This is a genomic window from Pseudoalteromonas sp., from assembly GCF_041629635.1.
In the GTDB taxonomy this organism is placed as follows: domain Bacteria; phylum Pseudomonadota; class Gammaproteobacteria; order Enterobacterales; family Alteromonadaceae; genus Pseudoalteromonas.
Genome location: NZ_JBFKMX010000205.1, coordinates 1 through 4515 on the forward strand (window position 1 = coordinate 1; position 4515 = coordinate 4515).

Annotated in this window: 3 protein-coding genes; 2 read left to right on the forward strand and 1 reads right to left on the reverse strand. The window is 39.3% G+C overall.

Annotated features, from left to right (window positions below):
* Both ABYD77_RS17940 and ABYD77_RS17945 read left to right on the forward strand, forming a co-directional pair.
* On the forward strand, nucleotides 1-238 hold a 238-nt coding region (locus tag ABYD77_RS17940; protein ID WP_372771470.1), incomplete at its 5' end, for a 6-phosphogluconolactonase.
* 874 nt (nucleotides 239-1112) lie between these two features.
* Nucleotides 1113-3713, forward strand: a complete 2601-nt coding sequence (locus ABYD77_RS17945; RefSeq protein WP_372771471.1) for a TonB-dependent receptor — start codon at nucleotides 1113-1115, stop codon at nucleotides 3711-3713.
* Nucleotides 3714-3955: 242 nt separating this feature from the next.
* On the opposite strand, the gene ABYD77_RS17950 is transcribed toward ABYD77_RS17945, so the two are convergent.
* Nucleotides 3956-4515 (reverse strand): tryptophan 7-halogenase (locus ABYD77_RS17950; RefSeq protein WP_372771472.1); only part of this gene is annotated, 560 nt, incomplete at its 5' end.

Below are 4515 nucleotides of genomic sequence, written 5' to 3' on the forward strand. Positions count from 1 at the left end.
AGATTTGGTAGCTGCAATTGAAGCTATTAAAAGTGAAGTAACAGGTGATATTACTGAACGCATGACATTAACACGTGCTGCAATTTTACAGTCGAAAGTGATTAAACTGCTTATTAGTGGTGAAGAAAAGCTGGCTGTTTACAAAGAAGCAAAAGCTGGTGGGGAAGTTGCTGATATGCCGCTTCGTGCTATTTTGCAGCAAACCGATGTCCCTGTTGAAGTGTATTGGACAGCATAAAGTAAAACTGTTTTGCATAATTGAAATACCCGAACCTAGGTTTGGGTATTTTTTTGCTTTAAATGCTGTGAGCCATTTTGTAATTAAAGTTTGGTGATGCATTTCAGCTAAAATAGGGGAGGCGAAACGCGATTCTTTATAAAACATCATTTATTCAACTCAAATTTACTACTACAAGGAAGTTTCTTTGTTGGTTCGTCAGAGCAAAAACTAAAAATTTGCACACTTCTTGAATCACTTTTTACTTTTTAACCACAGATCACTTTGTTTTTATAGTTTCAAAGTCTTCATTACGTTAAATCCGTATAAAAAAATAAAATAACGCTAGACAAATGACACCGGTGTCTTTATTATTCTTATTAACAAATGACAGCGCTGTCATTTGTTGTTTCCCCTAAGTTAAATGAATTAAGATTTGAGGGCTCCACTTCTATCATTCTGCCCAGTGATAGGGGCCCTCAATTAGCTAACCAGCTTTAACCAACTAAGTTGAGCAAAGCGCTTATTCAGGCAGTAAGAAATTATTGCCTGAAATTTTTTTGTTACTACTTTGTAGTCGCACTTTTCAGATCCGACCTCTCGGACAATTAACTTTTCTTGCATATTTCACTTTACAGATATTATTTACCCTGTGTTATAGTATTTATATCGCGAGCCCTTTAATTACAAGGGGTTATGTTGATTCTTTATTGCGTTTGTAAATAAATTGTTCTCTTTTGTTATATCTGAAAAGGGTTATTGTTTAAAAAATGCAAAAATAATTGTAGCGATATTGTAATTTTACGTGTAAGGTTTGTTAGTAGATGACAACGCTGTCATCCTCACTGGGCAGAAAGTGAATTAAACTAAATCAAAATGATTCAAGGGGAATCCTGTGTTAGCTAAAAATTTCAAAAAGAGCTTATTAGCAGTTAACATCGGTTTAGCAATGGGCGCTGGTTTTTCAGGCGTTGCTATTGCAGCTGATTCAGAAGTTCAAGCAAAAGAAGATGTAGAAGTAATTGAGGTACGAGGTATTCGTCGCTCTTTAGAAGCTTCTCTTAACACTAAACGTTTTTCAAATTCTGTAGTTGATGCAGTATCAGCAGAAGACGTAGGTAAATTTCCAGATAGCGATGTAGGTGAAGCCCTAGGTCGTATTTCCGGTATCGCTGTTAACCGTGCGTTTGGCCAAGGCCAACAAGTTTCAATTCGTGGTGCGTCTGCTCAATTAACACGCACACTTTTAAACGGTCATTCAGTTGCTTCAACTGGTTGGTATGACCAACAAAATATTGATCGTAGCTTTAACTACACACTTCTTCCGCCTGAAATGGTTGGTGGTATTGAAGTATATAAATCATCGCAAGCTGATATCGTAGAAGGCGGTATTGGTGGTACAGTAATCGTAAATACGCGTAAGCCCCTAGATTTAGACGCTAATACGGTATTTGGTAGCGTTAAAGCTGATTACGGTACTATTTCTGAAGAGACAGATCCTGAAGTTTCTGGTTTATACAGCTGGAAAAACGACGAAGAAACATTCGGTGCGCTAATCGGTGCGGCATATTCTGAAACAAATTACCAACGTAACGGAATTGAATCGTTAGTAGGTTGGGGTGATATCGTACCTTCAACTTTCCAACAAACGCGTGAGCGCACAGCAATCAATGCAGCTTTCCAATACCGTCCAACTGAAAACTTAGAGCTTGGTTTAAATGTCATGAGCCTAGAGCTTTCAGCTGATAACGCTAACACATCTTTATTTGTAATGTTCCCAGATGACAAAGCTGCTGCTTGTGAGTCAGTAAACACTGATGGTACATGTACTTTCTATCGTCGTCCTGGTACAGGTGCTAATCCTGGTTGGGCACAAACTTGGGCTCGTGCGGGTTCAATGACTTCAGACACAGTCGACTTCGACTTCAAATACGTAGGTGAAAACTTCGAACTTGAAGGCCGTATTGGTAATACGCAGTCTGATGGTGGTACAGATCTAACGTCTAACTATGGTTTCTGGCTAGGTACACCAGCTGATTACGCAGGTACTTACGATGCAACTGGTGATGTAATTAAGATTGATGTAGCAAACAAATCATTCACTGCAGAAGACTTCCAAGGTCAACTTTCTTCAGCTGGTTGGGCACTTAAAAAGCAACCTAACTCAGACGAAGAAACTTATGCACAGTTTGATTTAAATTTTCCTGTTGAATTTGGTGCAATCACTGCAATCAAAACTGGTTTCCGTTGGGCTGACCATGAAGTTAAGCAAGAGACTTGGACTGCAAACACGGTAGATGCAATTCCAGCATATGATGCATCGCACTACTACTCAGGTACTATCACTTCAGGCGCTGGTTATGTACTGCCTGAACCAAAACTTGGTCAAATGATTTCTGACGGATACGCTGCAATTTCTAGCTTTGATAATACATCTATCGGCTACAAGTCTGGTTACGGTACAATCCAGGAAGAAAACTTTGCATTATACGCAATGGCTGATTTTTCGGGTGAAGGTTTACGTGGTAACTTTGGCCTACGTTATGTTTCAACTGATGCATCATCTGATTACTATGCACTAGATGCGAACGGTAACTATGGTAACGATTTAAGCACTGAAAGTGCTGATTACAGTGAAGTACTACCTAGTGCAAATATCGCTTTTGATCTAACGCAAGACATGATCTTGCGTTTCTCAGCTGCACAAGTAATTTCACGTGCTAACTACACAGATATGTTTGCAGCTTCTTCACTTTCTGGTTATGACGACGGTACTGTAGGAAACGAAACGATTTCTACAGGTAATATTGGTCTTAAGCCATTTAAAGCGACACAAGCTGATTTAGGTATCGAATATTACTTTGATGGTGACGGCATGGTAAGTGCTACATACTTTATCAAAGATATTTCGTCATTCACTAAAGTTGACCAAATTCTTAACCAGAGCATCGGTATTGTTGATCCAAATTCAGGCGAAGATAATTGGACTGTTGCTACTAAAGGCACTGGTTCTGGTGGTGAAATCCAAGGTCTAGAGCTACAAGTTCAAGATGGCTTTGACAATGGCTTCGGTTACCAAGCTAACTATACTTATGTTGATTCAGAAGCGCCTGCGGAAAACTATCCAGATCGTATCGAGTTATTCTCTGATTCATCTAAGCACACAGTTAACCTTGTTGGTTACTACGAGACTGAGACTTACAACGTACGTTTAGCGTATAACTGGCGCTCAGAGTATATGGTTCGTGAAGCTCCTTACTTCTATGGAAATCGAGAGCACCAAGACTATGGCACGCTTGACCTAACCGCTAAATACTCAGTAACTGATTACCTAGATGTTACATTTGAAGCTGTTAACATCACGGAAGAGGATAGCATCCAAATTGGTACTGCAACTGGCGATGCAGAAGTTAAAGCTGAACTTCGTAATGGTTACCCAGCGTGGAGCTTCGAAGGTGAAGCTCGCTATAAAGTGGGTGTAGCTTTCCGCTTCTAAGCTAAAAGTTAATACTTATAAAAAGCCTCGCAATTGCGAGGCTTTTTTATTTAATCATAAAGTTTACGGACAATTACAGCGGTAGAAAACGCTTCAGAAGTTAAGCAAATATTTTTTAATTAATTGCTCTAAATATATTTTTCAATGCAGTTAATGAAGTTTGTGGCGTGCTAGAATGCTCACATGATAATAGCTATAACCGTTAAACCAGTACTCCGAAATAACACCCCGTTACTTAATGGCTATTTAAGCTTTAGAGCTTGAAAGTGCGGTTTGAAATGTGTTGATTGTTGCTCACAGTAATTATCAATATCAGCCACATTAGCAACTTTAACTGATTGGGGCAGTGCATGAGTTGTTTCGTTAAATCGCCCTTTTCCTGCAAGCAAACAATACCAACTTGGCGAAAAATACATTACTTCCGCATTTAGCCTTTGTAATGTACTTTCGAACTGGCTGTCTGGATCATCCCAAGACATGAGTATTTTTGATAACTTTTCTGGAGATGCAGCACCTCGATTGTCTCGCCAATAAGCGCTGTCATCTCGGGTGTTTAATCGATAATGTGCACTGATGTAGTCCCGAATAGCGTCATAAACAGTATTGATCTGTTGATTAAATTGCTCTTGGGTCGTTTCATCATTGCCACCTTGCTCAACTATTTCAATAAAATGTTCAACAGTGTATTGAATACAGCTTAATGCAGTGGCTTCTAGCGGTTCAATAAACCCTTGTGATAAACCTACGCCAAGTACATTTAAATGCCAGTGTTTGGCCACACGCCCTAAACGCATTTTTATAT